Raw genomic sequence first — 24,506 nt, forward strand, 5'->3', positions numbered from 1 at the left:
GGCCGTTACTCCTCCGCCCGCGTGGCGGAGGAGAGCGCACGCTGCATAATCAGCGTGTCGCGCCAGGCTCCCCCTTTGAACCCTACCTCCTGCAGCACCCCGACTTCGCGAAATCCCAGCTTCAGGTGCAGATGCAGCGATCCGCCGTTTTGCCTGCCGCTGCCGACCACCGCCAGCATCTGCCGCCACGGCCCCTGTTCGCAGCGGGCGATCAGCGCCGCCAGCAGGGCGCTGCCGATGCCGCGTCCGCCGAGATCGTGACGCAGGTAGATAGACTCTTCGAGGGTATAGCGGTAGGCGGGGCGCGGGCGATAGGGCGCGGCGTAGCAGTAGCCGAGAAGGCGGCCCGCCTGTTCCGCCACCAGCCAGGGCATCTCCAGCGACTGCACCTTGAGCAGCCGCGCGCGCATCTCCGCATCGTCGGGCGGCGTCTCCTCAAAAGAGGCGCAGCCGTACAGCACATGCCAGGCGTAAATAGACTGCATCGCAGCGATATCATCGGCGTGCGCGTCGCGAATACGCAGCGTTTCGGTAGGGAGAGACATGGCACCTCGTTCTCGGCGGAAAGCGCTTACTGTGACACAGCGAGGCGGCGCACCGTCATCACAAATTCTTATCGTCAGCAGAGGCATTTTCTTACCGCTTTCCTATAGTGAAGCGCGGGGCAAAAGCATAAACTGGCGCGCGATTGCGGCGAGGCCGCAGAACTGAAACTGAGTGGAACGACGTTCGATGTCAAAGTGGTTACGATTCATGCGGGCGAGCCTGCTGGCGCTATTGACGCTGGCGCCGCTTTACCTTTATGCGGCGGACGACGGCGATAACCAGCCGACCGCCACCGAAGAAGAAGCGCCGGTCAAGGTCAATGCGGCGGTCGAGCTGCCGAAAATGCAGAAGATCCTCGATAAAATTAAAGGCCAGGTTTCCGGCGAAACCAATGATGCGCAGCTGTCACAGCTGAACGACATGGCGCTGGAGCTGTCGGGCAATGCCGATACGCTGGGCCAGGCGCTGATCCCGCAGCGTCAGCAGCTGCTGGCGCAGCTGGCGGTATTAGGGCCGGCGCCGAAGGCGGACAGCGGGGTGAAAGAGACGCCGGAGGTGACGCGTAAACGCGCCACCCTGGGGAATCAGAAGCAGAAGCTGGACGACCAGATTAAACAGGCCGAGGCGATCAAGGGCGGGGCGCTTAACCTCAGCGCGCAGATTGTTAACCTGCGCCGCGACAACCTGAAAACCCAGCTGGCGCTTAATTCCGGCAGCATTTTCGGCCCGCGCTTCTGGGCGCCGCTGTTTGGCTCGCAGCAGATGGATGGCGATAAGCTGGCCAACTTCCGCGATGAGCTGGCGGATACCGCCGCGCTCGCCTGGGAGCCGGGCTGGCGTTTCGGCACGCTGCTCTGGCTGGCGGCGGCGGTAGCTATCGCCACGCTGGGACGACGCTACGGTGAAGAGTTTCTCGCCTGGATCAGCATCCATCAGCTGCCGGAAGGGCGGCTACGCCGCAGCTTCCTCGCCGCGGCGATCGCGCTGACCACCCTGGCGGCGGTGGTGCTGGCGTTTAACTTTATCGACCAGGTTTTTACCCGCCGCGCTGAGGTCTCCGACGACGTGCAGGATTTCGTCGATCGGCTGGTGCAGCTTAGCGTTTTCTGCGGGCTGATCGCCGGGCTGGGTCGTGCATTTCTCTCCACGCGTCGTCCCTCCTGGCGGCTGCCGGCGATCTCTAACGAAGTGGCGCAGGCGCTGAAGCCGTTCCCGCCGCTGACCGCCACCCTGGTGTTTATCTTCCAGACGGTTGAGGCGCTGAACAGCAGCGTCGGCACCAGCGTCGGCACCACCATTCTGGCCAACGGCATGACCGCGCTGCTGGTCGGCGCCACCGCACTCTCCATTAGCTTCCGCTCCAGCCGCGTGCGTCGCCGTATGGTGCAGGAAGGGCAGGCACCGGAGGCGAAATCGACGCTGGTCGGCCTGATCCAGATGGCGATTACCCTGGTGGGGCTGGCGATCTTACTGTCGCTGATTGTCGGCTACGTTACTTTGGCGCGTTTCCTCAGCTATGAACTGGTCTGGATCGGCATCGTCTGCGGTGCCTTCTATTTCCTCAGCCATCTGGTGAGCGACGGTTGCGAAACGCTGCTGTCGGTCAGTAATCCGACCGGCAAGCGCATTCAGTCCTCGCTGAATATCGACGAACGCCACCTGTCGCAGGCGGCGGCGCTGCTCTCGGCGCTGGGCAAAACCATCCTGCTGCTGTTCGCGGCGGTGGCGGTGCTGAACGGCACCTTCGGCACCTCAACGCCGATTGAGCTGCTGCAGAAAGCGGTGGAGTTCTGGGGCGGCAAGGGGCTGGAATCGCTGAATATCGTGCCCGCCCATCTGGTCAACGCGCTGCTCTGTATGGCGATCGGCATCTATGTGCTGCGCTCGGTGCGCCGCTGGCTGGACAGCGATTTCCTGCCGAAAACCACCATGGATACCGGCATGCGCGTCTCGCTGGTGACGCTGTTCAGCAACATCGGCTACGTATTAGTGATCCTGCTGACGCTTTCCACCATGGGGGTGCAATGGAACAAGCTGGCGTGGATCGTCAGCGCGCTGTCGGTCGGTATCGGTTTCGGTCTGCAGGAGATCGTAAAAAACTTTATCTCCGGGCTGATCCTGCTGACTGAGCGGCCGGTGAAGGTGGGCGATCTGGTGAGCATCAGCGGCATTGAAGGGGATATCCGCCGCATCAACGTGCGCGCCACTGAAATCCAGCTCGGCGATAAGTCGACGGTTATCGTCCCGAACTCGCAGCTGATTTCGCAGAACGTGCGCAACGCCACCATGGGCAACGCTCAGGGGGTGGTGACCATTACGCTGACCTTCCCGCTGGATATCGATCCGGTGCAGGTGCGTGAAATTCTGCTGGCAGTTTACAACGAGAACGAGCGCATTCTGGATACGCCGGAGCCGTCAGTAAGCTTCAAGGATCTAACGCCGCAGGGCATCGTGCTGAGCGTGACCGGCAACGTAGCGACGCAGCGTCAAATCGGCGGCGCGAAAAGCGATCTGCTGTTCGATATCCTTACCCGCCTGCGCAAAGAGGGCATCGTGCTGTCGCGTCCGCAGACGATGATCATCGAGCAGAAAAATGGCGAAATGGTGGTGAAAGAGCCGCAGCAGCCGTAACAAAAGGCCGCCCCGATGGGGCGGCCGGTTCATCTCAGGCGCCTTGCCGTTCACCAGGCGTTCTGACCCGCTTAGTCCGCCTCTCTCTCTTCCCCGCAGCCGCAGCCGGCCCAGTGTTTACGCTTGCTGGTTTTGCCGATGCCGGGGTTAAAGCTGTTGGTGGGATCGAGCTGCTGATAAAACGCCTTCATCTGCGGCTTCGCCTGATAGAGATGGCCGACGTTATGCTCCGCCGGATACTCCGCGCCGCGCTGGCTGAGGATCTCCAGCATTCTCTCCTTCAGCGCATGCGCGTCCACCCCTTTCTTCACGATATAATCCTGATGGAAAACGTGGCACATAAAGTGGCCATAATAGAGGCGATGCACCAGCTTATCGTCGAACTCCGGCGGCAGCGTCTCAAACCAGTCGCGGTCGTTGCGTCGCAGCGCGATATCCAGCGCCAGAATATCCTCCACCTCATCGTGATGTGCCGCATGGTAGCGCACCGCAGCACCTGCAGCGGCGAAGCGATGCAGAAAGGCTTTCGATCCTTCATCGTCGGTGCATTCAAAGTAGTCGCCGCCGCCCTCGCGGAAAAAGTCCTTCAGGAACTGACGCGCCTCTTCCACGCCATCGCCGGACATTTTCAGCATCAGGTGATGCTCATAGCGATCACGCCAGATTTTCATCTTTTTCGGCAGGTGAGTCGGGAAAACCGCGCTCAGCTTCTGCAGCATGCGGTCGGTAAAGTGCGGGCGGAACAGCGGGATATGGCTCAGCATCGCGTCGATGCGCCCCTTTAAAGTGAAGAAGCGCGGCATTTTATCGGTGCCGAGCCGATCGATCATGATAAAGGTGTCTTTGCCATATTTCTCTGCGATGTCATACATATCGCGGTGCATATATTCGCCCGCCACCGGCAGGTGGTTAAAGTGGGCGAGAATATGGCGGCGAATATCCTCCAGCGCCCCGGTATCGTTGGTGCCGATATAGAACACCTGCTGCTTTTTCTCCGCCTCGAAGGTGTCCAGACGCACGGCGAACACCGCCAGCTTGCCGGCGCAGCCGGAGGCTTCATACAGGCGGCTGGCGTCGGCGTTGAAGCGCGACGGCGTGTCCGCCTCGACATCGCGCACGCGCTCGACATAGTGATGATCGGACGCCTGGCGCGCATCGTGACGTACGTCGCTCTCTCGCCAGGTTTCATCATCCAGTCGGCCGAGGATCTGCTCGGGCGTGCTGCCCAGCTCAATGCCGAGATGGTTCACCAGCTTCAGCTGCCCCTGTTCGTCCAGCTGGGCATAGAGCGCCATTTCGGTGTAGGCGGGGCCACGCTTCACCAGCGCGCCGCCGGAGTTATTGCAGACGCCGCCGAGAATCGACGCGCCGATGCAGGAAGAACCGATCACCGAATGCGGCTCGCGCCCCAGCGGCTTGAGCATTTTCTCCAGCTGAAACAGCGTGCTGCCCGGCAGCGCCAGCACCTGCTTGCCCTTATCGAGCAGGTAGATGCGGTCCATCCGCAGGGTGCTGATGATAATAATGTCGCGATCGTAATCATTGCCGTTGGGCGTCGATCCTTCCGTCAGGCCGGTATTGGCCGCCTGCATCAGAATAATTTTATCCGCGGCCACTGCGGCTTTCAGTACGCGCCACAGCTCCAGCAGCGAGCCGGGGAACACCACCGCCAGGGCGTCGCCCTGGCCGGAGCGGAAGCCTTTACGATAGCGTTCGGTTTTGCGGGGATCGGTCAGCAGATGGCTGCCGCCGACGATGCGACGCAGTTCATTAATCAGGGTTTGACTGGCGGGGGTAGCGTGAAGGTGCATATCCATTGTCCTGTTATGTGTGACGATTTTACTTTAGCAGCTCAGGCGGAAAAGCGTCCGCCTGGAAAACTACCTGCTATTCTCATCCTGTGGCACACTGTGGCTATCTTATTGCTATAGCACCATAAAACCTGTCCTGCGTTTTTGTTGAGAGCCCAATCTGATGAAATGGATTTATTCCCTGAGCCTTGCTGTTTCCCTGGCGCTGCAGCCCGCCGTTGCTGACGACATGTTTGGCCCGCATCGCCTGACGCCCGAGGCGCGCGACGCCTTTGTCACCGATCTGCTGACGAAAATGACGCTCGATGAAAAAATCGGTCAGCTGCGGCTGATCAGCGTCGGGCCGGATAACCCGAAAGAAGAAATCCGCGAGATGATCAAACATGGTCAGGTCGGCGCGATTTTCAACACCGTTACCCGTCCCGATATCCGCGTGATGCAGGATCAGGTGATGCAGCTCAGCCGCCTGAAGATTCCGCTGTTCTTCGCCTATGACGTGGTGCATGGACAGCGTACCATTTTCCCCATTCCGTTAGGGCTGGCCTCCAGCTGGGATACCGAGGCGGTGGCGCGCGTGGGACGCGTATCTGCCTTTGAAGCGGCAGACGACGGCCTGAATATGACCTGGGCGCCGATGGTGGACGTCACGCGCGAACCGCGCTGGGGCCGCGGCTCGGAAGGCTTTGGCGAAGACACCTACCTGACGGCGAAAATGGGCGGCACCATGGTCGAGGCGATGCAGGGCAAAAGCCCGGCCGATCGCTATTCGCTAATGACCAGCGTCAAGCACTTCGCGCTCTACGGCGCCATTGAGGGCGGACGCGACTACAACACCGTCGACATGAGCCCGCAGCGCATGTTCCAGGATTACATGCCGCCATATAAGGCGTCGCTCGACGCCGGCAGCGGCGGGGTGATGGTCTCCCTGAACGCCATTAACGGCGTGCCGGCCACCGCCAACAGCTGGCTGCTGAAGGATCTGCTGCGCGACGAGTGGAAGTTTAAAGGCATCACCATCAGCGATCACGGCGCGATTAAAGAGCTGATCAAACATGGTGTCGCCAGCGATCCGCAGGATGCGGTGCGGCTGGCGCTGAAGTCCGGCATCGATATGAGCATGGGCGACGAATACTACAGCAAATATCTGCCGGGGCTGGTGAAGCGCGGCGTGGTGAGCGAGGCGGAGATCGACGACGCGGCGCGCCATGTATTGAACGTGAAATATGATATGGGCCTGTTTAACGACCCTTACAGCCATCTGGGACCGAAGGGCAGCGATCCGGCGGATACCAACGCGGAAAGCCGCCTGCACCGCGACGACGCGCGCGATGTGGCGCGTAAAAGCATGGTGCTGCTGAAGAACCGCCTGGAGACGCTGCCGCTGAAGAAAACGGGCACTATCGCGCTGATCGGCCCACTGGCCGACAGCCAGCGCGACATTATGGGCAGCTGGTCGGCGGCGGGCGTGGCGAAGCAGTCGGTTACCTTACTGCAGGGCATGAAAAACGCCACCGCCGGCAAAGCGACGCTGCTTTACGCCAAAGGGGCGAACATCACCGATCACAAAGGGATCCAGGATTTCCTCAACCTTTATGAGCAGGCGGTAAGCGTCGACAGCCGCACGCCGCAGCAGATGATCGATGAAGCGGTCGCCACGGCGCAGAAAGCGGATGTGATCGTCGCAGCGGTAGGCGAGGCGCAGGGCATGGCGCATGAGGCCTCCAGCCGGACCGATCTGACGCTGCCGGAGAGCCAACAGAAGCTGCTGGCGGCGCTGAAAGCCACCGGCAAACCGCTGGTGCTGGTGCTGATGAATGGTCGCCCGCTGGCGCTGACGCACGAGCATCAGCAGGCGGATGCGATGCTGGAGACCTGGTTCAGCGGAACGGAAGGGGGCAACGCCATTGCCGATGTGCTGTTCGGCGACTATAACCCGTCCGGCAAGCTGCCGATCTCCTTCCCGCGCTCGGTAGGTCAGATCCCTATCTATTACAACCATCTGCCGACCGGCCGTCCTTATAATTCGGCTAAACCGAACAAGTACACCTCGCACTATTATGACGCCGTCAACGGGCCGCTGTTCCCCTTCGGCTACGGTCTGAGTTACACCACTTTCACGGTGTCGCCGGTGAAAATGTCGTCAACGACCATGCCGCGCAACGGCAAGGTGGAAGCGAGCGTAACGGTGACTAACACCGGCAAACGCGACGGCGCGACGGTGGTGCAGCTCTTTCTTAACGATGAAGTCGCCAGCGTCAGCCGTCCGGTGAAAGAGCTGAGAGGCTTCCAGCGCATTATGCTGAAGGCGGGCGAATCGCAGACGGTGCGTTTCCCGATAGATATCGACGCGCTGAAGTTCTGGAACCAGCAGATGAAGCAGGTAGCGGAGCCGGGCAAATTCAAAGTGATGATAGGCCTGGATTCGGTGAAAACGCAGGACGCTGAATTTAGCTTGCTGTAAGCAGGTAAAATAACAAACCGACCGGCGCTGAGCCGGTCGGTTTTTTTATGCCTTATTGAGCGCGAAGATGCAGGGGACTATTTGCCGCCCGCCAGATCGATAAAGTTGCCGGTGACATAAGAGGCTTCCTCCGACAACAGCCAGGCGATCGCCTCCGCCACCTCTTCAGGCTGGCCGCCGCGCTTCATCGGCAGGTTCTCCTTCACCCGATCCACGCGTCCCGGTTCGCCGCCGTCGGCGTGCATGTCGGTATAAATAAGCCCCGGCCTGACGGCGTTAACGCGAATGCCCTGCGCGGCCACCTCCAGCGACAGCCCAATCGTCAACGTATCAATCGCCCCTTTTGAGGCCGCATAGTCAATATACTCATGGGGCGCGCCGAGCCGCGAGGCGGCGGAAGAGACATTGACGATGGCGCCGCCCTGGCCGCCATGCCGCAGCGCCATACGCTTTACCGCCTCGCGCGCGCAGAGAAAACTGCCGCCGACGTTGGTGGCGAAAATAGCGGCGATGCGCTGCGCGTCCAGCTGCTCAATGGTCGCCTGCTGCTTAAGAATGCCGGCATTATTCACCAGCCCGGTCAGCGGGCCGAGATCGCGGTCAATTTGCCGGAACAGCGCCATAACCTGCTGCTCCTCAGCGATATCCGCCTGTAGCGCGATCGCTTTGCCGCCGCTGTGCTGAATGCGGTCGACCACCTCTTCGGCATGCGCCTGTTGGTTACGATAGTTGATGCAGAGAGTATGGCCTTTTGCCGCCAGCGTGAGCGCCGTCGCCCGTCCAATGCCGCGGCTGCCGCCGGTGATTAAGGTAATCTTGTTTTTCATCCGTTCTGTCCGCCAGAGGCTGTATATAAAAATGAAGGGCAGGAAGGGATTAAAATAAATTTTAATGATTAAAAAACAATCCTGTAACCAGACTTGTGTGAATGGAATCACAAAAGGATGCACAAATGCATCAGCAGAGTTTATGGAATCCTGGAGCAGGGAATGGCTACAACGAGCGGCCAGCGACGCACCACTGGCCCGGCAGGCGGCGGGCGACGCCGCCTGCGTTAGAGCCTCAAACGATGGCCGTCTCTTGCAAAAAGCGCCAGCGCGCCGTCTCGCCCTCTATGTCAATGACCGCCACCGACCAGCGCGCCCGCGGCACGCCGTCGATATGGTGCGTTTCGCGATAGCGGCAGGTGACGCGATTGCCCGCCGAAGCCAGCACGCTGCAGGCGTCCACGTCAATACGCAGGCCGGGACGGCGGCCGCCGTTTTCCAGAAACAGCTGCTTCACTGCCGCCAGCGTCAGCGTGTCGCCGGCGGGCGTCACCATGGCGAAATCGGGGTGAAAGCTCTCCAGCAGGCGGGTCAGCGCCGTTTCCGCCTCGTCGCGCGGGCGGGTAAAAACGGTTTCAATCCAGCGATGCAGAGTAAAAACGCTGCGGCAGGCGAGGGTTTCAGGGTTTTCCATGACAGATCCTTTTGGTGAATGAGGGCAGCGCGAACAGCGGCAGCAGGCCCGCCGCCGCGCTGATGGCAAAGGTGACGCGCCAGGCGTCGGGCTGCGGCAGATGCTGCCGCGCCAGGGTGAAGATGAGCGTTAACAGCGCCGCGCCGGCGCTAAAGGCGATCTGGCGGTTAAGGTTCCATACCACGCTGGCGCGCGCCAGCGCCGCGCCGTCAAAATCGGTAAGTGCGGTCGCCTGCGCGGTATTGGCGCCGATCCCGCCGCCGATGCCCATCACCAGCCAGGCGAGCGGCAGCCAGTGCGACGCGCCTGGCGCCAGCAATGCGATGCCTGCCGCATGCAGCAGCAGAGCGGCGCAGAACAGGCGTGGCGCCCCCAGACGCAGCCAGAGCTTGCCGCTGACGAGCATAGCGCCCAGCGCGCCCGCCGCGTAAAGCAGCATCAGCGCGCCGCTCTCTTCCGCCGACCAGCCGAGATCTTGCTGCAGCCAGAAGGCCGCCAGCACATTAACGCCGGTAAACAGGCCGGGGATGGCGTAATAGACCGCCAGCGAAAAGCGCATGCGCGGATGGCGCACGATATGCAGATCGATCAGCGCATCGGAGCGCTGGCGGGCGTAGCGGAGATAGCATAGCCCCGCCAGCACGCCTGCCAGCAGCAGCAGCGTCGGCAGCGTTTTCGACGGCGCATCGGCATAGCCCGACAGGCCGCAGAGCAGCAGGGTCAACGTCAGGCTGACCAGCAGCAAGCCCTGCCAGTCCGGCTTTTTCGCCTGCGGCGCGGCGCTTTTTACCCACAGCCCCGCCAGCAACGCCGTCGCCAGGCTGAAGGGCAGCGGCGCCAGCAGCACCCAACGCCACGAGTAGTGATCGACAAGCGCGCCGCCCAGCGCCGGGGAGATCGCCGGCGCGATCAGCGCAACGGACATAATCAGCGTCGAGAGCCGGGCGCGCTCTTGTGCCGGAAACAGGCTAAAGGCCAGCGCCTGGCCCACCGGGATCAGCAGACCGCCGCCGACGCCCTGAATAAACCGAAACAGCGTCAGAGTAAGAAAACGATCCGCCAGCCCGGCCAGCAGCGCCGCCGCCGAAAACAGCAGCATGGAAGCGACCAGCGTCGCCCGGGCGCCAAAGCGCGCCGCCAGCCACGGGCCGAGCGGAATAATCAGCGTCAGCCCAAGGATATAGCTGTTGCTGACCCACACTACGCTGGCGGGCGACAGCGCCAGCTGCTGCGCAATAGCGGGCAGCGAGACGGTCGAGATAAAAATATTCACACAGTCGATAAAAAAGCCGGCGATAAAAATCAGGGCGATACGGTAACGATAGGTCATAAATTCCTCCGGGGCGCAGTGTAGGAGGCATTGACCTGCGAAAGCGATTTAATAAAATTAAACCCTGAATTTAATAATATTAAACCTTATGCAAAATCATCTTGGACGCATTCGTACTTTTATGGCGGTAGCGGAGTGCGGTTCGTTTACCCGCGCGGCGGAGCGGCTGTTCGTCAGTAAGGCGATGGTCAGCATCGATGTCAAAACGCTGGAGCGGGCGCTGAACGCGCCGCTGCTGATCCGCGGCGCCAAAGGCGTGGCGCTGACCGAAGCAGGGCAGGCGCTGTACGCGGAGTTCAGCGATATCTTTCAGCGCGTCGATCGCGCGCTGGAGCGGGCGGCCGGGCGCCAGCAGCAACTCTCCGGCACGCTGCGCCTGACCTCGACCGCTGAGTTCGGCGAACATTTTCTGCTGCCGCTGCTGGGCGAGTTTTGCGCGCAGCATCCGCAGCTGCAGGTCAGCTTCTACGCCAACTCTTCGCTGAACGATTTTATGTCGGAACAGCTGGATCTGGCGGTGCGTCTGGGCACGCTGCGCGATTCATCGTTAAAAAGCCGCCGTCTGGCGAGCTACGACATCAAGCTGGTGGCGGCGCCCGGCTGGCTGGCGGCCAATCCGCTGAGCCGGGTAGAGGAGTTAGCGCAGGTTAGCTGGATCGCCAATGCGCATCTCGCCTCGCCGGTAGCGTGGACCCTGCGTCATGCGCAGCATCCGCCGGTGAAGATCCGCGCCCGGGCGAGCTACAGCGCCAACAGCGCCTCATCGGTACGCGCAATGGCGCGGGCGGGGCTGGGCGTGGCGCTGCTGCCGGCATGGATGATCGCCGACGATCTGGCGCAGCGGCGGCTGACGCTGCTGTTTCCCGACTGGACGCTGCCGGAGCAGCCTGTCAGCATCCTGTATCCTAATGGCCAGGCGCTGCCGCGCAAAAGCCGCGCCTTTATCGATTTTCTGCTGGCCAACCGCGCCCGGCTGGAGCGACGCGCATAAAAAAACCGATCGGCAGCCAACCGATCGGTCTGATTACGCTCTGGAAAAGGGAGCGAACTCCCGTGCGCCTCGCCGGCTAGGCGGCGTGCTGGTTAACCTGCTGTTCGGCCAGCATGGTGAGTTTCTCATCGGTGGCCTTCTCTTCATCCAGGGTATTCTTCAGGATAGAGACGACGTTGTCGTAGCCGAGATTTTTCGCCAGCGCCATCAGCGACCCGTAGCTGGAAATTTCGTAATGCTCGACTTTCTGAGCGGCAACAATCAGACCCGCATCGCGCACCGGCCCTTCCTCTACTTCCTGAATAATCTCCTCGCCCTCCTTGATCAACCCTTCCATCGCCACGCAGGTAACATTTTCCATTTCCACATCGTCGAGCGCCTGGATAACCTGATCGAGACGCTCGATATGGCCTTTGGTCTCTTCCAGATGTTGCCTGAAGCCTTCGACAAGTTTTGTTTCAGTGGCGGCTTCCGCCATTTTCGGCAGCGCCTTGGTTAACTGGACTTCAGCACTGTAAACATCGCTCAAGGTATGAACAAACAGATCGTTTAGTGATTGCATAGTCATAATGCTTGTCTCCCTCTGATTGTGTATCGGTGTGCTGCACGTGCTATGAAAGCCTGGTAGATGCGCCGCAGACAGGCAAATATGCTGCGTTTCGCTTTCAACACAATGAAAGATAAGCTTTTATTGCGGTAAGCGCGGAGGGTGGCAATAAAAATCAATAGTGATCAATGAGTTAGTTGATCAGTAATTCACCGTAAAAGAGTGTGTGATCTTGTTGCTGAACGCAGCGGCAGGCAGATAAAAGCGGAATTTTAATGGAATTTTTACGTAAGCGTATTGAAAGGCAGGTTTTTCGTCTTAACGGCCTCTCACTGAATGAGTTCGATCTCTCGCAGCCGATGGGCGATCCGGGGCTATTCGGGCCGGAGAGCGTGGTCTGGCCGGTACATGGCGACTTCACCGCCATGCTTTGCGGCGGCATCAGCGCCCTGATGCTGCAGATGCTGCATCCGGCGGCACTGGCGGGCGTTTGGGATTACTCCTCCTTTCGCGCGGATATGCTCGGCAGGCTGCGGCGCACCAGCCAGTTCGTCGCGGTCACCACGTTCGGCAACCGCGCCGACGCGCTGACGCTGATCGACCGCGTAAAGCGCATTCATCTGCAGGTTAATGGCGTGGATGCCTACGGCCATCCCTACGCCGCCAGCGATCCGACGCTGCTGACCTGGGTGCATGTCGCCGAAGCCAGCCGTTTTCTCGCCGCGCACCTGCGCTATAAAAACCCGGCGCTAAGCCTCGCCGACCAGGATCGCTACTATGCCGAAGCGGCGCGGGTGGCGGAGGCGCTGGGGGCGGAGGGGGTGCCGAAAAGCCGCGCCGCGACCGCTATGTGGATCGAATCGATGCGTCCGCAGCTGCGCTATGACACGCGCGCGCAGGAGGTGATGGCGCTGCTGATGAATGCGCCCGCGCCGGGCTGGCAGGCGAAGCTGGCGATGGGGGCCATTATGTCGGCAGGCGTCGGGCTGCTGCCCGACTGGGCGCAGCAGATGACCGGCCGCCCGATCAATGCGCGTCAGCAGGCGGCGGTCGACAGACGGGTGAATATGATTGCGGCGCTGCTGCGCTGGTCGGTGCGTAACGGCGCCTGGCCGCGCGCCATGCGGCGTATGGGGCGTGATTTTTGAGATTATTACCCTTGCCGCCGCGTGGCGAGAAAAGGGATCCTGCTCTATTCTCGGGGAAAATGGATCCCTCTACGTTGCGTTGAGGCACTATGACATATTCGCAGTTGATTGCTGAGGTGACTAATCAGCAACAGACGTTAACCGCCATCATCGAACAGACCGAGCGGGCCGCCTATTTCTATATCTGGCCGACCGAACCCTTTCGCTCGCGCTTTGCGGTGCGCGGCTGCTGGCTGCGCAATCTGCTGCCTGCGCCGTTCCAGGAAGATCGCGAGGCGATAGAGCAGGGCATCGCGCCGTTGCTCAGCGCCGACTGCTGCCGCACGCTGGAGGCGGAGCCGCCGCTTGATCCGGCCGGGCTGCAGATTATCTGGGAGCCGACCGACGACGGCGCGGCGGTGTGGTATCAGGGGCAGCTGCTGGCGGTGATCCCCGGCTGGAGCCTCTACCAGAATAAGCAGGTCAGTTTTTCCGCCGGCTGCATTCGCGAAAACCGGCTGACGGCGCCGCTGGGATCGGCCTCGACCAACCACTACTATGCGCAGGCGCTGGCGCATCGTCAGTTCTGGCGCGACTGGCATGACGGCCATCTCTGGCAGCCGGTGCAGCACGATCTGCTGCGCGCCTATGAGGCGCACTACGGCCCCTCGCTGAAGTATTACGCCATCGATCAGGGCCAGTGGCCGCCGATGGCGCTCTCGCAGCACTATCATCAGGGCGTCTGGTACTTCTTCACCGTCGGCATGTGCATTCGTCCGATGCCGTGGGTCGATTTCCTCTATGAAGATCTGGCGCCGCAGTACCGCCGTACCGAACTGGCGATGGCCATCGATGCCGAGGTGATGACCGAAGATAATGCCATTCAGATGGCGAGCGCGCTGGCAAACTATGCCCACTATCCCTGGAGCAGCCTTAACTGGCTGGGCGAAGGGCATACGTTGCCCTCGTCAGTGGCACCGGTCGGCTTTGAGGGCTTTCTGCTCTCCGCCGAGCTGGGCGGCGAGGCGGGGCAGCCCGGCCTGCCGCGCCGCGAAGGTGAGCGGGTTAACCTGCTGTGGGCCACCCCGGTGACCGCGGCGGAACAGGCGTTCGCGCTGGCGGAAGAGGGCGGCGGGCTGCAGCTGGTGACGCTGCTGCAGCAGGAAGGGGCCAGCCATATTTTCCGTCCGCGTCAGCAGGTGGTCGAGCAGGAAGCCCAGGTCGCGCCTCTTTTTGCAAACTGTGATCGCGATCGCCTCAAGTAAAGATTTTACATGCCGTTAACAGAAGCAGGGCGCCAGGGCCCTTTCTGTTAACGAGGTATGGAGATGTTAAAAACCACGCAGGCCCGCTTTACGGTGACCCTCATCGCATTTTTTCTGCTGCTGTTAGCGGTTACCCTTATCGTGATTAATCTTTTCGTCGCCCCCCAGCTGAAAAATAATGAAGAACGTCTGGTGCGCTATGAGGTAGACGCGCTGGCGGCGCGCATTGTCGAACAGATGAACCGCGTGCAGGCTCAGCAGCGCACCATTACCGAAGCGGTGAGCGTGATGGATAGCCAGGCGATCGACGCTCTGCTGCCGGCGCTGGTAAACCAGTATCAGGACAGCAACGTGTTCGGCGGCGGCATCTGGCCGTTGCCCAATCTGCGCGAGGCGGGCCGGGAAAAGTTCAGCACCTTTTTCGCCCGCGACGCCAGCAATCAGCTGCAGGTCAACACCTTCTGGAACGCGCCGGAAGCGGATAACTATTATGAGCAGCCGTGGTATAAAGCGGGCCTCGCGGCGCCGAAAGGCCGCTGCGCCTGGGCCAATGCCTACCAGGACGCCGCCAGCCCGCAGCCGCGCACCAACTGCGCCATGGCGATCTACCGCAACGGCGCCGAGTGGGGCGTCGCTACCATTGATGTCACGCTCGGCTTTTTTAACCACCTGGCAAAAGAGATGGGCGAGGCGATTCACGGCCGCGTGCTGATCGTCGAGGCGGATGGCAAGGTGGTCGGCAACGCGGCGCTGGTCAACGGCACGCCGAAGCTGCAAAACCTGAGCGATCTCAGCCTGCCGATGGCCGCGCCGCTGAAGGCGCTGCTGTCACGTGCCGGCAGCCAGCCGGTGCAGAGCCAGTATCAGGATGATGAGGGCGATCGTACGCTGTTCGTACAGCAGATCGCCGGCAGTCCGTGGTTCCTGGCAAGTGATGTGCCGACCAGCCTGCTGACCCAGCAGACGCACTCAATGCTTTCACGCCTGGGCGTGGTGCAGATCCCGTTAGCCATCGCGCTGCTGCTGGTGCTGCTTGGCTTTATCCGCAGCATGATGACGCGCCTGAATCAACTTAACGCCAATATTCTGGCGCTCTCGACCGGCGGCGCCGATCTGACGCAGCGTCTGCCCGCCAGCAACAGCCCGGAATTTAACGCCGTGGCGCAGAGCTTCAACCAGTTTATCTCCTACCTGCAGGGGCTGATGCGTCAGGTCGGCGATAGCGCGCTGGCGATCACGTCCGCCTCGCGCGAAATCGCCAGCGGCAACCTCGATCTCTCTTCCCGCACCGAGGAGCAGTCCAGCTCAATTGTGGAAACGGCGGCGTCGATGGAGCAGCTTACCGGCACAGTGCGCCAGAATGCCGACAACGCCACCCATGCCAATCAGCTGGCGGATAACGCCTCGCAGGTGGCGGCGCGCGGCACCGAAGTGGTGCGTCAGGTGGTAGCGACCATGGGCGAAATTGACACCTCCTCCCGCAAGGTGGTGGATATTATCAGCGTTATCGACAGCATCGCTTTCCAGACCAATATCCTGGCGCTGAACGCGGCGGTGGAGGCGGCGCGCGCCGGCGAACAGGGTCGCGGTTTCGCCGTGGTTGCCAGCGAAGTGCGCAACCTGGCGCAGCGTTCCGCCAATTCGGCGCGCGAAATTAAAAAGCTGATCGAGACCTCGGTAGCCAACATCGACGCCGGCAGCCAGCTGGTGGGCGAGGCGGGCCGTACTATGGATGAGCTGATGCAGGGAGTATCGAGCGTGACCACGCTGATGGGCGAAATCATGTCCGCCAGCCGCGAGCAGAGCATGGGCATCGAACAGGTGAATGTCGCCATTAACCAGCTCGACAGCACTACGCAGCAGAACGCCGCGCTGGTGGAGCAGGTTTCCGCCGCCGCGCAGGCGATGGAAGAGCAGAGCGTACAGCTGGAAGAGGTGGTGAAGGCGTTTAAACTCTAGTCCCCTTCAGTCGCCCTGGCGACGGGGCGCCTGTTTCCTGCGACATCTTTTCGCACATAATGTGATAAATACAGACGCTTTTTTCCGCCAGAGGCGCCGACGGATATGCCACAATAGCTGGGATTAATCTGAAGGAGCCCGCATGTCCGCTATTGACGTTATCCTTGTCGATCGTTTCGATCGCCCTACCGGTAAGATGGAAAAGCTGGAAGTTCATCAAAAAGGATTGCTGCATCGCGCGGTGACAGTCTACGTGTTCAACAGCCGTCATGAGCTGCTGCTGCAGCGGCGTGCCAGCGACAAATATCACTGCGGCGGGCTGTGGAGCAATACCTGCTGCGGTCACCCCTTTCCCGACGAAGCATCACAGGCGGCGGCGGAGCGGCGGCTGGAAGAGGAGATGGGCCTGCGGCTGACGCTGACGCCGATGTTTGAGCTGAGCTACAACCTGCCCCTGAGCAACGGGCTGATCGAGCATGAGTACGGACATGTCTTTTTCGCCCTCAGCGACCAGACGCCGCGCCTTAACCCGCAAGAGGCGGACGATAGCCGCTGGCTGTCGCTGACGGCGATCCAGCAGGAGATCGCGCGTGACCCGACGCGCTTTACCCCCTGGTTTTTGCATACCTTCGCGCGCATTCCCGAGCGGCTGGCGCACTTTATTCAGCGCGATGCCGCGCCGAAATCCTCCGCATCCACGTCGTAGCCTGACGGCTCCCAGCGCACCAGCATCAGCGCCAGCAGGCCCGCCAGCGGCGCGAGGGCGATGGCCCAGAAGACGTTGGTGTCCAGCAGCGCGCTGAGCAGCGGGAACAGAAACAGCGACAGCGTGGAGCTGGCGCGCATCAGCGTCTGGTTAAGGCCGACGCCGACGCCGCGCAGCGAAACCGGATAGCTAAGCGACGCGTAAGTCATGGTGTGCGAACCCGGCCCGAAACCCTGGCCGAAGAGAAACAGCGCCAGCAGGGCTACGGCCAGCAGCGCTTCCGGCATGCCCTGCGGCCGCCCGATCAGTGCCAGCCCCAGCAGCGCGGCGAGCTGGCAGGCGTAGCCCGCCACCGTCATCCGCCAGGCGCCGAGACGCGGCACCAGCCGCACCGCCAGCAGGCCGCCGACAAAGGCGAACAGCAGGTTCAGCGCCAGCGACACCAGAATGGTGGTCAGCATCGTCTGCGCCAGGAAGCTGGAGAGGATCACCGGCAGGCCGAACGCCACCGCGTTGTAGGCGAAGGCGGAGGCGATGGAGATCACCGTCGCCAGCAGCGTGCGTCGCAGGTAGATGCCGCCCAGCAGCGCGCCGTAGTTACGCCAGCCGGGGCGGCGGGTACGCGTCGCGGCGCTGAAGTCGGCGTCGCTCGCCACCTGCGCGTTAATCCCCCAGGCGCGGCGCAGAATAGCGGCCGCGCCCTGCAGATCGCCCTGATTCGCTGCCCAGACCGGCGATTCGCTCATATAACGGCTGCGAATGGCGATAATCGCCAGCGCCGGCACCGCGCCGAAGCCGAGGATCAGGCGCCACAGCCAGTCGGCGTGGCTGGCCGGCAAGACGCTATACAGCACCAGCACCAGCAGATAAGAGATGCTGATAGCGGCATACCAGGTGGGACACCACATGGCAATGCTCGCCGCCTTGTTGCCGCGCCCCTTCAGCCGTGAAAATTCGGCGAGAAACGCCATCGCCACCGGCAGATCGATACCGACGCCCAGCCCCATCACAAAGCGCGCGCCCGCCAGCACATATTCGTTGGGTGCCAGCGCGCAGGCCAGCGCGGCCACCACAAAGAAAAACATATCCGCCATAAAGACGCGATAGCGACCGATTTTATCGGTCAGCCAGCCGCCGATCAGCGCGCCGACGATCGCCCCAAAGGTGATGGCGGAAGCGACCATGCCGCTGCCGGCGGGAGTAAGGTGAAATTCCCGCGTCACCTCTTTCATGCCGAACGCCAGCGCGCCGAGGTCGTAGGCGTCGAGAAAGACGCCGCCGAGGGCGATAGCGACCACGATGCGCCCGTTGCCGAGCGCCTGAGTGCTGCTGTTGACCAGCTGCGAGACATCGGCCGGCTGGCGTATCCAGGCGGTTTCACCGGCAGCGGGGTGAATGGACGCGTCCGGCGTCGAAGAGGCGCTTATTTCAGTCATGGTGTTATGTAATAAGAAGGGTTGGGAAGGGTGAGCATAACCTCCTGATGCCGCTGGCTAAATTCCTTCTGGTTATATCTTACTTCCGAACGCGCTTGCGTCTGCGCCTTCTCTCGCAGAACACGGCTGAATTTCCGGCGCGCGGGAAGTTTTGCGCTACGCTTTGACTGAACCCTCTTTTAAAAGGAACTCTGCCATGACTTTCGCTGCTGCGCGTCGCGGTTTACTCACTCTGGCCGCCCTGATGACGCTGGCCGCCAACGCGCAGGCCGCCGACCCGGTGCGCGTGGGGTCTAAAATCGATACCGAAGGCTCGCTGTTGGGCAATGTGATCCTGCAGGTGCTGGATAAGCATGGCGTGCCGACGGTGAATAAAATCCAGCTCGGCAACACCCAGGTGGTGCGCGGCGCGATGACCGCTGGTGAGCTGGATATCTATCCCGAATATACCGGCAACGGCGCCTTCTTCTTCAACCAGGCGGGCGACGCGGCGTGGAAAAACGCCAGCGCCGGCTATGAGAAGGTGAAAAAGCAGGATGCGGAGAAAAACCAGCTGGTCTGGCTAACGCCGGCCCCTGCCAACAATACCTGGACCATTGCGGTGCGTGGCGATCTGGCGCAGAAAAATCAGCTGGCCTCGCTGGCCGATCTCAGCCGTTACCTGAAGCAGGGCGGTGTCTTTAAGCTGGCCGCGTCGGCGGAGTTTATCGAGCGCGCCGATGCGCTGCCGGCGTTTGAAAAAGCCTACGGCTTTACGCTGGGGCAGGATCAGCTGCTGTCGCTGGCGGGCGGCGATACGGCGGTAACCATCAAGGCGGCGGCGCAGCAAACGTCCGGGGTGAATGCGGCGATGGCCTACGGCACCGACGGGCCGGTGGCGGCGCTTGGTCTGCAAACCCTGAGCGATCCGAAGGGCGTACAGCCGATCTATGCGCCCGCGCCGGTGATCCGCGCCGCGGTATTGAAACAGTATCCCGATATCGCCGCCTGGCTGCAGCCGGTGTTCGCCGCGCTGGATGAAAAAACGTTGCAGTCGCTGAACGCCAAAATCGCTGTAGAGGGCCAGGATGCGAAAAAAGTGGCCGCCGACTGGCTGCAGCAGAACAAGCTGCTGTAAGCCTGCGGCATGATTAAGCCTCTGTCGATGGAGTGATTTTGCGATTCACTATTTATAACCGTGTGCTGCTGCTGCTGACGGCGCTGCTGACGGCGGCGCTGTTTATGCTGCCGTTCGCCAGCTTTGCGCCTAACCGTCTGGTGTCGGGGCAGCCGGTGATGCTGGCGCAGCTGCTGCAGGGCGCCGGCTGGCTGATCCTGTTGATTGTGCCACTGCTGCTGCTGCTTGCCTGGCAGAAGCCGCGTCAGCCTGTGCTGATACTGACGCTGCTGCTCAGCGAAACGCTGCTGACGCTGCTGGTGGCGCTGGGCGGTCACGCCGCGCAGTCGCTGGCGCAGCAGGGAAGCTCGCTGGCGCGCACCGGTTTCGGCAGCGGACTATGGGCGGCCATCGCCCTCTGCCTGCTGATCGCTGCGGACAGCGTGATGCGCCTGACGCGCAATCCGATCTGGCGTCTGTTGCTCAACGCCCAGCTCTGGCTACCGCTGGCGCTGCTGCTGATCGGCGGGCAGCTCGATCAGCTGTCGCTGCTGAAAGAGTACGCCAACCGCCAGGATGTGTTCGATCAGGCGTTAACGCGCCATCTGCTGCTGCTGGCGGCCACCCTGATCCCGGCGCTGGCGCTCGGCGTGCCGCTGGGGCTGATCTGCTGGCATCGTCCGCGCTGGCAGGCGTCGCTGTTTTCCGCGCTGAACATTATTCAGACTGTGCCGTCGGTGGCGCTGTTCGGCCTGCTGATTGCGCCGCTGGCCGGGCTGGCGGCCCATTTCCCTTCGCTGGCGCGGCTTGGTATCAGCGGCATCGGCCTGGCCCCGGCGCTGATCGCGCTGGTGCTTTATGCGCTGCTACCGCTGGTGCGCAGCATCGTGGCGGGCCTGCAGCAGGTGCCTGCGGGCGTCAGGGAGACCGCGCGCGGTATGGGCATGTCGCCGGCGCAGGTTTTCTGGCACGTCGAGGTGCCGCTGGCGCTGCCGGTGCTGCTTAGCGGCCTGCGGGTGGTGACCATCCAGACGGTGGGCATGGCGGTGATCGCCGCGCTGATCGGCGCCGGCGGCTTCGGCGCCATTATCTTTCAGGGGTTGCTGAGCAGCGCGCTGGAGCTGGTGCTGCTGGGCGTTATCCCGGTGATTGCGCTGGCGGTGCTGGTGGATGCCCTGTTTAAAATCCTTATCTCCCTGCTGGAGAAGCGCAACCTATGATCCAGTTTAATCAGGTCAGTAAATATTTTGCCGGCAAGGCGGCGGTGGATGAGATTGACCTGCATATCGCCGCCGGCGAATTCACCGTGCTGATCGGCACCTCCGGTTCCGGCAAATCGACCACCCTGAAGATGATCAACCGGCTGGTGGAGCATGACGCCGGCACCATTCAGTTCGCCGGCGAAGAGATCCGCAGCTTTAATCCGCAGGCGCTGCGGCGGCGGATGGGTTACGCCATTCAGTCGATCGGGCTGTTTCCGCACTGGACGGTGGAGAAGAATATCGCCACCGTGCCGGGGCTGCTGAAGTGGCCGCAGGCGCAGCGTCGGCAGCGCGTCGCCGAGTTGCTGGCTTTGCTCGGCCTGGAGGAAGAGCTGCGCTATCGCTATCCGCATCAGCTCTCCGGCGGACAGCAGCAGCGCGTCGGCGTAGCGCGGGCGCTGGCCGCCGATCCGGAAGTGCTGCTGATGGATGAGCCGTTCGGCGCGCTCGATCCGGTGACGCGCGGCGCGCTGCAGCAGGAGATGATTCGTATTCACCGGCTACTGGGGCGCACTATCGTGCTGGTCACGCATGACATTGACGAGGCGCTGACGCTGGCGGATAAAATTGTGCTGATGGATAGCGGGCGCATCGTGCAGCAGGGCAAGCCGCTGGAGCTGCTGACCCGCCCGGCCAACGATTTCGTTCGTGATTTTTTCGGCCGCAGCGAGCTGGGGGTGCGTTTGCTGTCGCTGGGGTATGCCGGCGCGGCCGCGCGCCGCGGCGAATGGCTCGACGCGGCGCCGGTGCCGGAAGATATGTCGCTGCGCGAGGCGCTGTCGCTGTTTATCGCCCGCCAGACCGATAAGCTGCCGGTGGCCGATGCGCAGGGCGCGCCGCTGGGCGTGCTGCACTTCAGCGATCTGCTGCGGCAGCGGGAGGGCACATGAGGAGATGGCTGCGCGATCCGCTGTTGTGGCTGATCGCGCTGTTTCTGCTGCTGCTGCTGTTAATGCCCTACAGCGGCCCGCTGTTTGCCCGCTGGTTTCCGCAGCTCGATCGGCCGGTATATCAGCAAGAGAGCTTTTTCCAGCTGGCGCTGGCGCATATCCGGCTGGTGGCGATCTCCAGCCTGGGCGCGGCGCTGATCGGCATTGGCGCGGGCGTGGCTGTGACGCGCCGTGCCGGACGCGAATTTCGTCCGCTGATTGAAACGCTGGCCGCCGCCGGGCAAACCTTTCCGCCGGTAGCCGTGCTGGCGGTGGCGGTACCGGTTATCGGCTTCGGCGAGCAGCCTGCGCTGATCGCGCTGCTGCTGTACGGCATTTTGCCGATTTTGCAGGGTACGCTGGCGGGGCTGGAATCGGTGCCGGAGAGCGCGCGCGAAGTGGCGCAGGGGGTAGGGATGAGCGGCTGGCAGCGCCTGACGCGCGTCGAGCTGCCGTTAGCCGCGCCGGTGATTCTGGCGGGCGTGCGCACCTCGATCATCATTAATATCGGCACCGCGGCGATCGCCTCGACGGTAGGGGCGAAAAGCCTGGGGTCGCCGGTGATTATCGGCCTGAGCGGGTTTAATACGGCGTATGTGATTCAGGGAGCGGTGCTGGTGGCGCTACTGGCGCTGGTGGTGGACCGGCTGTTTGAGCGCCTGCAGCGTCGGGTTAGCGGGCATGTAAAATAATGGCGTAGCCTACCAGCATCAGACCGCCGGTGCCGCCGACCGCCATGATAAAGAAAAGGGTGCCAACCAGATATTTTTGCCAGTTCATGAGAGTGCCTGTAGAGATAAAACAAGAGGGCGGATCATAACGCGATCCGCCCTCTGCGACCAGGCAATTTGCGCCATTTTTCATGCGCGTTTCGCCCGGTTAAACCTGCCCGTGCAGCGTGATGGTGAAGCCCTGCTCGTGCCAGTGAGCGAACTGTTCCACCTGACGCCGGGTCAGTTTTTTGCCGGTCCAGACAAAAATCTGCTGGCCGGGGAACAGCTCGGGACGCGGGTTATCAAGCGGCTCCGCCAGCACGTCCATCCGCCAGCCCGTCTGGGCAAGACGCCAGGCCTCAAGCCAGATACGGGTGCGATCCTCCACCCCCAGCCGATGATCAGCGCATCCTGGCCCGCCTTTTTACGCGAGCCGCACAGGCAGAAGGCGATATAGTCGATCAGCGCGCCGTCCAGCAGGCTGCACATCGCTTTCGCGGTGTTCTGATCCAGCCCCAGACGCTGGCGTACCGGCACAAAAACATGATCGATCAGCGCGTCAACCGGATGCTCGCGGCCGATGGTGGCGATTTTAGCGCGCAGGCGTGAAGGACGAACCTGACGCAGCACGCTCATCACCTCTTCCTGTAGCGTCATCCAGCCGTCGTGTACATTAACGTTATCCCCTTCAAGCAGGGCTTTCACTTTGCCTACCGGGACGCCGCTCTCTATCCAGCGCTTGATCTCTTCGATACGCTGAACATCTTCATCATCAAACTGTCGGTGACCGCCTTCGGTACGCTGTGGCTTCAACAGCCCATAGCGACGCTGCCATGCGCGTAACGTTACCGGGTTGATACCACAGCGTTCGGCGACATCGCCGATGCTGTATAAGGTCATGCACATCCCCTGCTTGTTCGTGAGACTCGTGTGTCTGCATTAACCTTAGCGGAGGCATCGCAAGTTGTACATTATTTTTTAAGTTGTACAACTTGATCGTCGCCACAAAAGCGCGCATTCTCTTTTTTGAGAAATAATCTCTTATATGAGAAATCAGATGACCGATACCGATCAACGCCTGGCGCAGCGGCTGACAGCGCTGCGCCAGCATCGCGGCTGGACGCTGGAGCAGCTGGCCAGCGCCACCGGCATCAGCCGCGCTTCGCTGTCGCGCATTGAGCGTGCAGAAATCAGCCCGACCGCCACGCTGCTTAATAAGCTCTGCGTCGCCTACGGGCTGACTATGTCGCGCTTGCTGAGCGAAGTGGAAGAGGATGTTGCGCAGCACCTGACGCCGCCGCAGCAGCCGGTCTGGCAGGATCGCGAGCAGGGCTTCGTGCGGCGCGGGCTGTCGCCGCCTGCCAGCGGCTACCGCGCGGAGATGATCGAGGGCGTGCTGCGTCCCGGTGCGCTGATTGCCTACGACGCGCCGCCGGTGCCCGGCCTCGAGCAGCATATCTGGCTGCTGGCAGGCGTGTTGATCATTGAAGCGAGCGGAGCGCGCTGGCGGCTGGCGGCGGGCGATACGCTGCGCTTCCATCTGTTCGGCGCCTCGGCATTTCATGCGCCGGAAGCAGAGGGCGCGCGTTACTTACTGGTGGTGTGTCGATGATTGAATATCAGGTAATGGATGGCGTGCAGGCGCGCAGCGCGCTGGAAGCCTTGACGGACGTGTTGCAGGGCTGCGTGACGGAAGGGGCCAGCGTCGGGTTTATCGATCCTGACGACCGGCAGATCATGCGAAATTTCTGGCAGGATACCTTTGCCGGCCTCGATCGCGGCGATCGGCTGCTGCTGGTGGCGCGCGACGGCGAGACACTGGTGGCGACGGTGATGATCTTCTGGAATAACATGCCCAACGGCCGCCATCGTGCGGAGATTGGCAAGCTGCTGGTGCATCCGCGCGCGCGGCGTCAGGGCATCGCGCGCCGGCTGATGCAGCTGGCGGAACAGCGGGTCAGGGAGGCGGGACGCAGCCTGATGGTGCTGGATACCCGTAGCGGCGATGTCGCCAGCCTGCTCTACCTGTCGCTGGGCTGGGAGATCGCCGGAGCGATCCCGTTCTACGCGCAGTCGACCGAAGGGGTGATGGACGCCACGACGGTGATGTATAAGCGGCTGGCCAGCTAACGCATTTCTCTCTTCCACCGGTGACGGAAGCCATCTTCCAGATTCGCCGATAAGCGGCTGACGTCAGCGCCATACTGTGTAAAAATACAGGTCATCAAGGCAGGA

Annotated in this window: 20 protein-coding genes and 1 pseudogene; 13 read left to right on the plus strand and 8 right to left on the minus strand. The window is 61.9% G+C overall.

Features of this window, described 5'->3' with window-relative positions; genetic code table 11:
• Positions 1-5: 5 nt before the first annotated feature.
• On the minus strand, positions 6-545 hold the full coding sequence (locus C2E15_RS07100; protein WP_104956748.1) for a GNAT family N-acetyltransferase: 540 nt from the start codon (positions 543-545) through the stop codon (positions 6-8).
• 187 nt (positions 546-732) lie between these two features.
• Here C2E15_RS07100 and C2E15_RS07105 point away from each other — a divergent pair, with 187 nt between their 5' ends.
• A complete protein-coding gene (locus C2E15_RS07105; protein ID WP_104956749.1) occupies positions 733-3,177 on the plus strand; it encodes a DUF3772 domain-containing protein in 2,445 nt (814 codons plus the stop codon).
• A 71-nt stretch (positions 3,178-3,248) separates the two neighbouring features.
• On the opposite strand, the gene dld is transcribed toward C2E15_RS07105, so the two are convergent.
• Positions 3,249-4,988 carry a D-lactate dehydrogenase gene (dld, locus tag C2E15_RS07110; RefSeq protein WP_104959104.1) on the minus strand — a complete coding sequence of 580 codons (1,740 nt, stop codon included), beginning with the start codon at positions 4,986-4,988 and terminating at the stop codon, positions 3,249-3,251.
• 163 nt (positions 4,989-5,151) lie between these two features.
• On the opposite strand from dld, the gene bglX reads away from it, so the two are divergent.
• Positions 5,152-7,449 carry a beta-glucosidase BglX gene (gene bglX / locus C2E15_RS07115; RefSeq protein WP_104956750.1) on the plus strand — a complete coding sequence of 766 codons (2,298 nt, stop codon included), beginning with the start codon at positions 5,152-5,154 and terminating at the stop codon, positions 7,447-7,449.
• 77 nt (positions 7,450-7,526) lie between these two features.
• On the opposite strand, the gene C2E15_RS07120 is transcribed toward bglX, so the two are convergent.
• From C2E15_RS07120 to C2E15_RS07130, 3 genes are all read right to left on the minus strand, one after another.
• Entirely contained in the window at positions 7,527-8,276 is a 750-nt protein-coding gene (locus tag C2E15_RS07120) for an SDR family oxidoreductase (RefSeq protein WP_104956751.1), read from the minus strand.
• A gap of 235 nt (positions 8,277-8,511) precedes the next feature.
• Entirely contained in the window at positions 8,512-8,910 is a 399-nt protein-coding gene (locus C2E15_RS07125; RefSeq protein WP_104956752.1) for a DUF4440 domain-containing protein, read from the minus strand.
• Positions 8,897-10,240: an MFS transporter gene (locus C2E15_RS07130; protein WP_104956753.1), complete on the minus strand. Its 1,344-nt coding sequence runs from the start codon at positions 10,238-10,240 to the stop codon at positions 8,897-8,899. The genes C2E15_RS07125 and C2E15_RS07130 overlap by 14 nt, the downstream gene beginning before the upstream one ends.
• Positions 10,241-10,328: 88 nt before the next feature.
• Between C2E15_RS07130 and C2E15_RS07135 the strand changes: the two genes are divergently transcribed.
• Positions 10,329-11,231, plus strand: a complete 903-nt coding sequence (locus tag C2E15_RS07135; protein ID WP_104956754.1) for a LysR family transcriptional regulator — start codon at positions 10,329-10,331, stop codon at positions 11,229-11,231.
• 76 nt (positions 11,232-11,307) lie between these two features.
• On the opposite strand, the gene C2E15_RS07140 is transcribed toward C2E15_RS07135, so the two are convergent.
• Complete coding sequence (locus C2E15_RS07140) at positions 11,308-11,799, minus strand: YciE/YciF ferroxidase family protein (protein WP_104956755.1); 492 nt, start codon at positions 11,797-11,799, stop codon at positions 11,308-11,310.
• 254 nt (positions 11,800-12,053) lie between these two features.
• Between C2E15_RS07140 and C2E15_RS07145 the strand changes: the two genes are divergently transcribed.
• The 4 genes from C2E15_RS07145 to idi all read left to right on the plus strand — a co-directional run bounded on the left by C2E15_RS07145 (position 12,054) and on the right by idi (position 16,835).
• A complete protein-coding gene (locus tag C2E15_RS07145) occupies positions 12,054-12,926 on the plus strand; it encodes an oxygenase MpaB family protein (protein ID WP_104956756.1) in 873 nt (290 codons plus the stop codon).
• Between the two features lie 89 nt (positions 12,927-13,015).
• The gene (locus tag C2E15_RS07150) at positions 13,016-14,170 is read left to right on the plus strand and encodes a suppressor of fused domain protein (protein ID WP_104956757.1); all 1,155 of its coding nucleotides are present in this window, start codon (positions 13,016-13,018) and stop codon (positions 14,168-14,170) included.
• A gap of 63 nt (positions 14,171-14,233) precedes the next feature.
• Positions 14,234-16,129 carry a methyl-accepting chemotaxis protein gene (locus C2E15_RS07155; protein WP_104959105.1) on the plus strand — a complete coding sequence of 632 codons (1,896 nt, stop codon included), beginning with the start codon at positions 14,234-14,236 and terminating at the stop codon, positions 16,127-16,129.
• A 142-nt stretch (positions 16,130-16,271) separates the two neighbouring features.
• Complete coding sequence (gene idi, locus C2E15_RS07160; protein ID WP_104956758.1) at positions 16,272-16,835, plus strand: isopentenyl-diphosphate Delta-isomerase; 564 nt, start codon at positions 16,272-16,274, stop codon at positions 16,833-16,835.
• Here the strand turns inward: idi and C2E15_RS07165 are convergent.
• On the minus strand, positions 16,793-18,271 hold the full coding sequence (locus tag C2E15_RS07165; RefSeq protein ID WP_104956759.1) for an MFS transporter: 1,479 nt from the start codon (positions 18,269-18,271) through the stop codon (positions 16,793-16,795). The two genes, idi and C2E15_RS07165, sit on opposite strands and share 43 nt — an antisense overlap.
• Before the next feature lie 244 nt (positions 18,272-18,515).
• On the opposite strand from C2E15_RS07165, the gene osmF reads away from it, so the two are divergent.
• From osmF to C2E15_RS07185, 4 genes are read left to right on the plus strand one after another with little or no spacing between them, the layout of a single operon-like run.
• A complete protein-coding gene (gene osmF / locus C2E15_RS07170; RefSeq protein ID WP_104959106.1) occupies positions 18,516-19,388 on the plus strand; it encodes a glycine betaine ABC transporter substrate-binding protein OsmF in 873 nt (290 codons plus the stop codon).
• A gap of 38 nt (positions 19,389-19,426) precedes the next feature.
• Positions 19,427-20,587 (plus strand): ABC transporter permease, encoded by a 1,161-nt coding sequence (locus C2E15_RS07175; protein WP_245912354.1) that lies wholly within the window; start codon positions 19,427-19,429, stop codon positions 20,585-20,587.
• Positions 20,584-21,519, plus strand: coding sequence for an ABC transporter ATP-binding protein (locus C2E15_RS07180; RefSeq protein WP_104956760.1), 936 nt, complete (start codon positions 20,584-20,586; stop codon positions 21,517-21,519). The genes C2E15_RS07175 and C2E15_RS07180 overlap by 4 nt, the downstream gene beginning before the upstream one ends.
• Entirely contained in the window at positions 21,516-22,250 is a 735-nt protein-coding gene (locus C2E15_RS07185; RefSeq protein ID WP_104956761.1) for an ABC transporter permease, read from the plus strand. The genes C2E15_RS07180 and C2E15_RS07185 overlap by 4 nt, the downstream gene beginning before the upstream one ends.
• Before the next feature lie 187 nt (positions 22,251-22,437).
• On the opposite strand, the pseudogene C2E15_RS07190 reads toward C2E15_RS07185, so the two are convergent.
• Positions 22,438-23,171, minus strand: a pseudogene (locus C2E15_RS07190) (MerR family transcriptional regulator).
• Positions 23,172-23,316: 145 nt separating this feature from the next.
• On the opposite strand from C2E15_RS07190, the gene C2E15_RS07195 reads away from it, so the two are divergent.
• Complete coding sequence (locus C2E15_RS07195) at positions 23,317-23,883, plus strand: helix-turn-helix domain-containing protein (RefSeq protein WP_425438031.1); 567 nt, start codon at positions 23,317-23,319, stop codon at positions 23,881-23,883.
• The gene (locus C2E15_RS07200) at positions 23,880-24,401 is read left to right on the plus strand and encodes a GNAT family N-acetyltransferase (protein WP_104956763.1); all 522 of its coding nucleotides are present in this window, start codon (positions 23,880-23,882) and stop codon (positions 24,399-24,401) included. Before C2E15_RS07195 ends, C2E15_RS07200 begins: the two co-directional genes overlap by 4 nt.
• Positions 24,402-24,506 lie beyond the last annotated feature (105 nt).

The sequence above is a fragment of the Mixta gaviniae genome, from assembly GCF_002953195.1.
Lineage (GTDB): Bacteria > Pseudomonadota > Gammaproteobacteria > Enterobacterales > Enterobacteriaceae > Mixta > Mixta gaviniae.

Bases quoted from the DNA above. Each gene is read 5' to 3' on its own strand.
- C2E15_RS07100 (WP_104956748.1), bottom strand. From the start codon at position 545: ATGTCTCTCCCTACCGAAACGCTGCGTATTCGCGACGCGCACGCCGAT.
- C2E15_RS07105 (WP_104956749.1), top strand. From the start codon at position 733: ATGTCAAAGTGGTTACGATTCATGCGGGCGAGCCTGCTGGCGCTATTG.
- dld (WP_104959104.1), bottom strand. From the start codon at position 4,988: ATGCACCTTCACGCTACCCCCGCCAGTCAAACCCTGATTAATGAACTG.
- bglX (WP_104956750.1), top strand. From the start codon at position 5,152: ATGAAATGGATTTATTCCCTGAGCCTTGCTGTTTCCCTGGCGCTGCAG.
- C2E15_RS07120 (WP_104956751.1), bottom strand. From the start codon at position 8,276: ATGAAAAACAAGATTACCTTAATCACCGGCGGCAGCCGCGGCATTGGA.
- C2E15_RS07125 (WP_104956752.1), bottom strand. From the start codon at position 8,910: ATGGAAAACCCTGAAACCCTCGCCTGCCGCAGCGTTTTTACTCTGCAT.
- C2E15_RS07130 (WP_104956753.1), bottom strand. From the start codon at position 10,240: ATGACCTATCGTTACCGTATCGCCCTGATTTTTATCGCCGGCTTTTTT.
- C2E15_RS07135 (WP_104956754.1), top strand. From the start codon at position 10,329: ATGCAAAATCATCTTGGACGCATTCGTACTTTTATGGCGGTAGCGGAG.
- C2E15_RS07140 (WP_104956755.1), bottom strand. From the start codon at position 11,799: ATGACTATGCAATCACTAAACGATCTGTTTGTTCATACCTTGAGCGAT.
- C2E15_RS07145 (WP_104956756.1), top strand. From the start codon at position 12,054: ATGGAATTTTTACGTAAGCGTATTGAAAGGCAGGTTTTTCGTCTTAAC.
- C2E15_RS07150 (WP_104956757.1), top strand. From the start codon at position 13,016: ATGACATATTCGCAGTTGATTGCTGAGGTGACTAATCAGCAACAGACG.
- C2E15_RS07155 (WP_104959105.1), top strand. From the start codon at position 14,234: ATGTTAAAAACCACGCAGGCCCGCTTTACGGTGACCCTCATCGCATTT.
- idi (WP_104956758.1), top strand. From the start codon at position 16,272: ATGTCCGCTATTGACGTTATCCTTGTCGATCGTTTCGATCGCCCTACC.
- C2E15_RS07165 (WP_104956759.1), bottom strand. From the start codon at position 18,271: ATGACTGAAATAAGCGCCTCTTCGACGCCGGACGCGTCCATTCACCCC.
- osmF (WP_104959106.1), top strand. From the start codon at position 18,516: ATGACGCTGGCCGCCAACGCGCAGGCCGCCGACCCGGTGCGCGTGGGG.
- C2E15_RS07180 (WP_104956760.1), top strand. From the start codon at position 20,584: ATGATCCAGTTTAATCAGGTCAGTAAATATTTTGCCGGCAAGGCGGCG.
- C2E15_RS07185 (WP_104956761.1), top strand. From the start codon at position 21,516: ATGAGGAGATGGCTGCGCGATCCGCTGTTGTGGCTGATCGCGCTGTTT.
- C2E15_RS07195 (WP_425438031.1), top strand. From the start codon at position 23,317: ATGAGAAATCAGATGACCGATACCGATCAACGCCTGGCGCAGCGGCTG.
- C2E15_RS07200 (WP_104956763.1), top strand. From the start codon at position 23,880: ATGATTGAATATCAGGTAATGGATGGCGTGCAGGCGCGCAGCGCGCTG.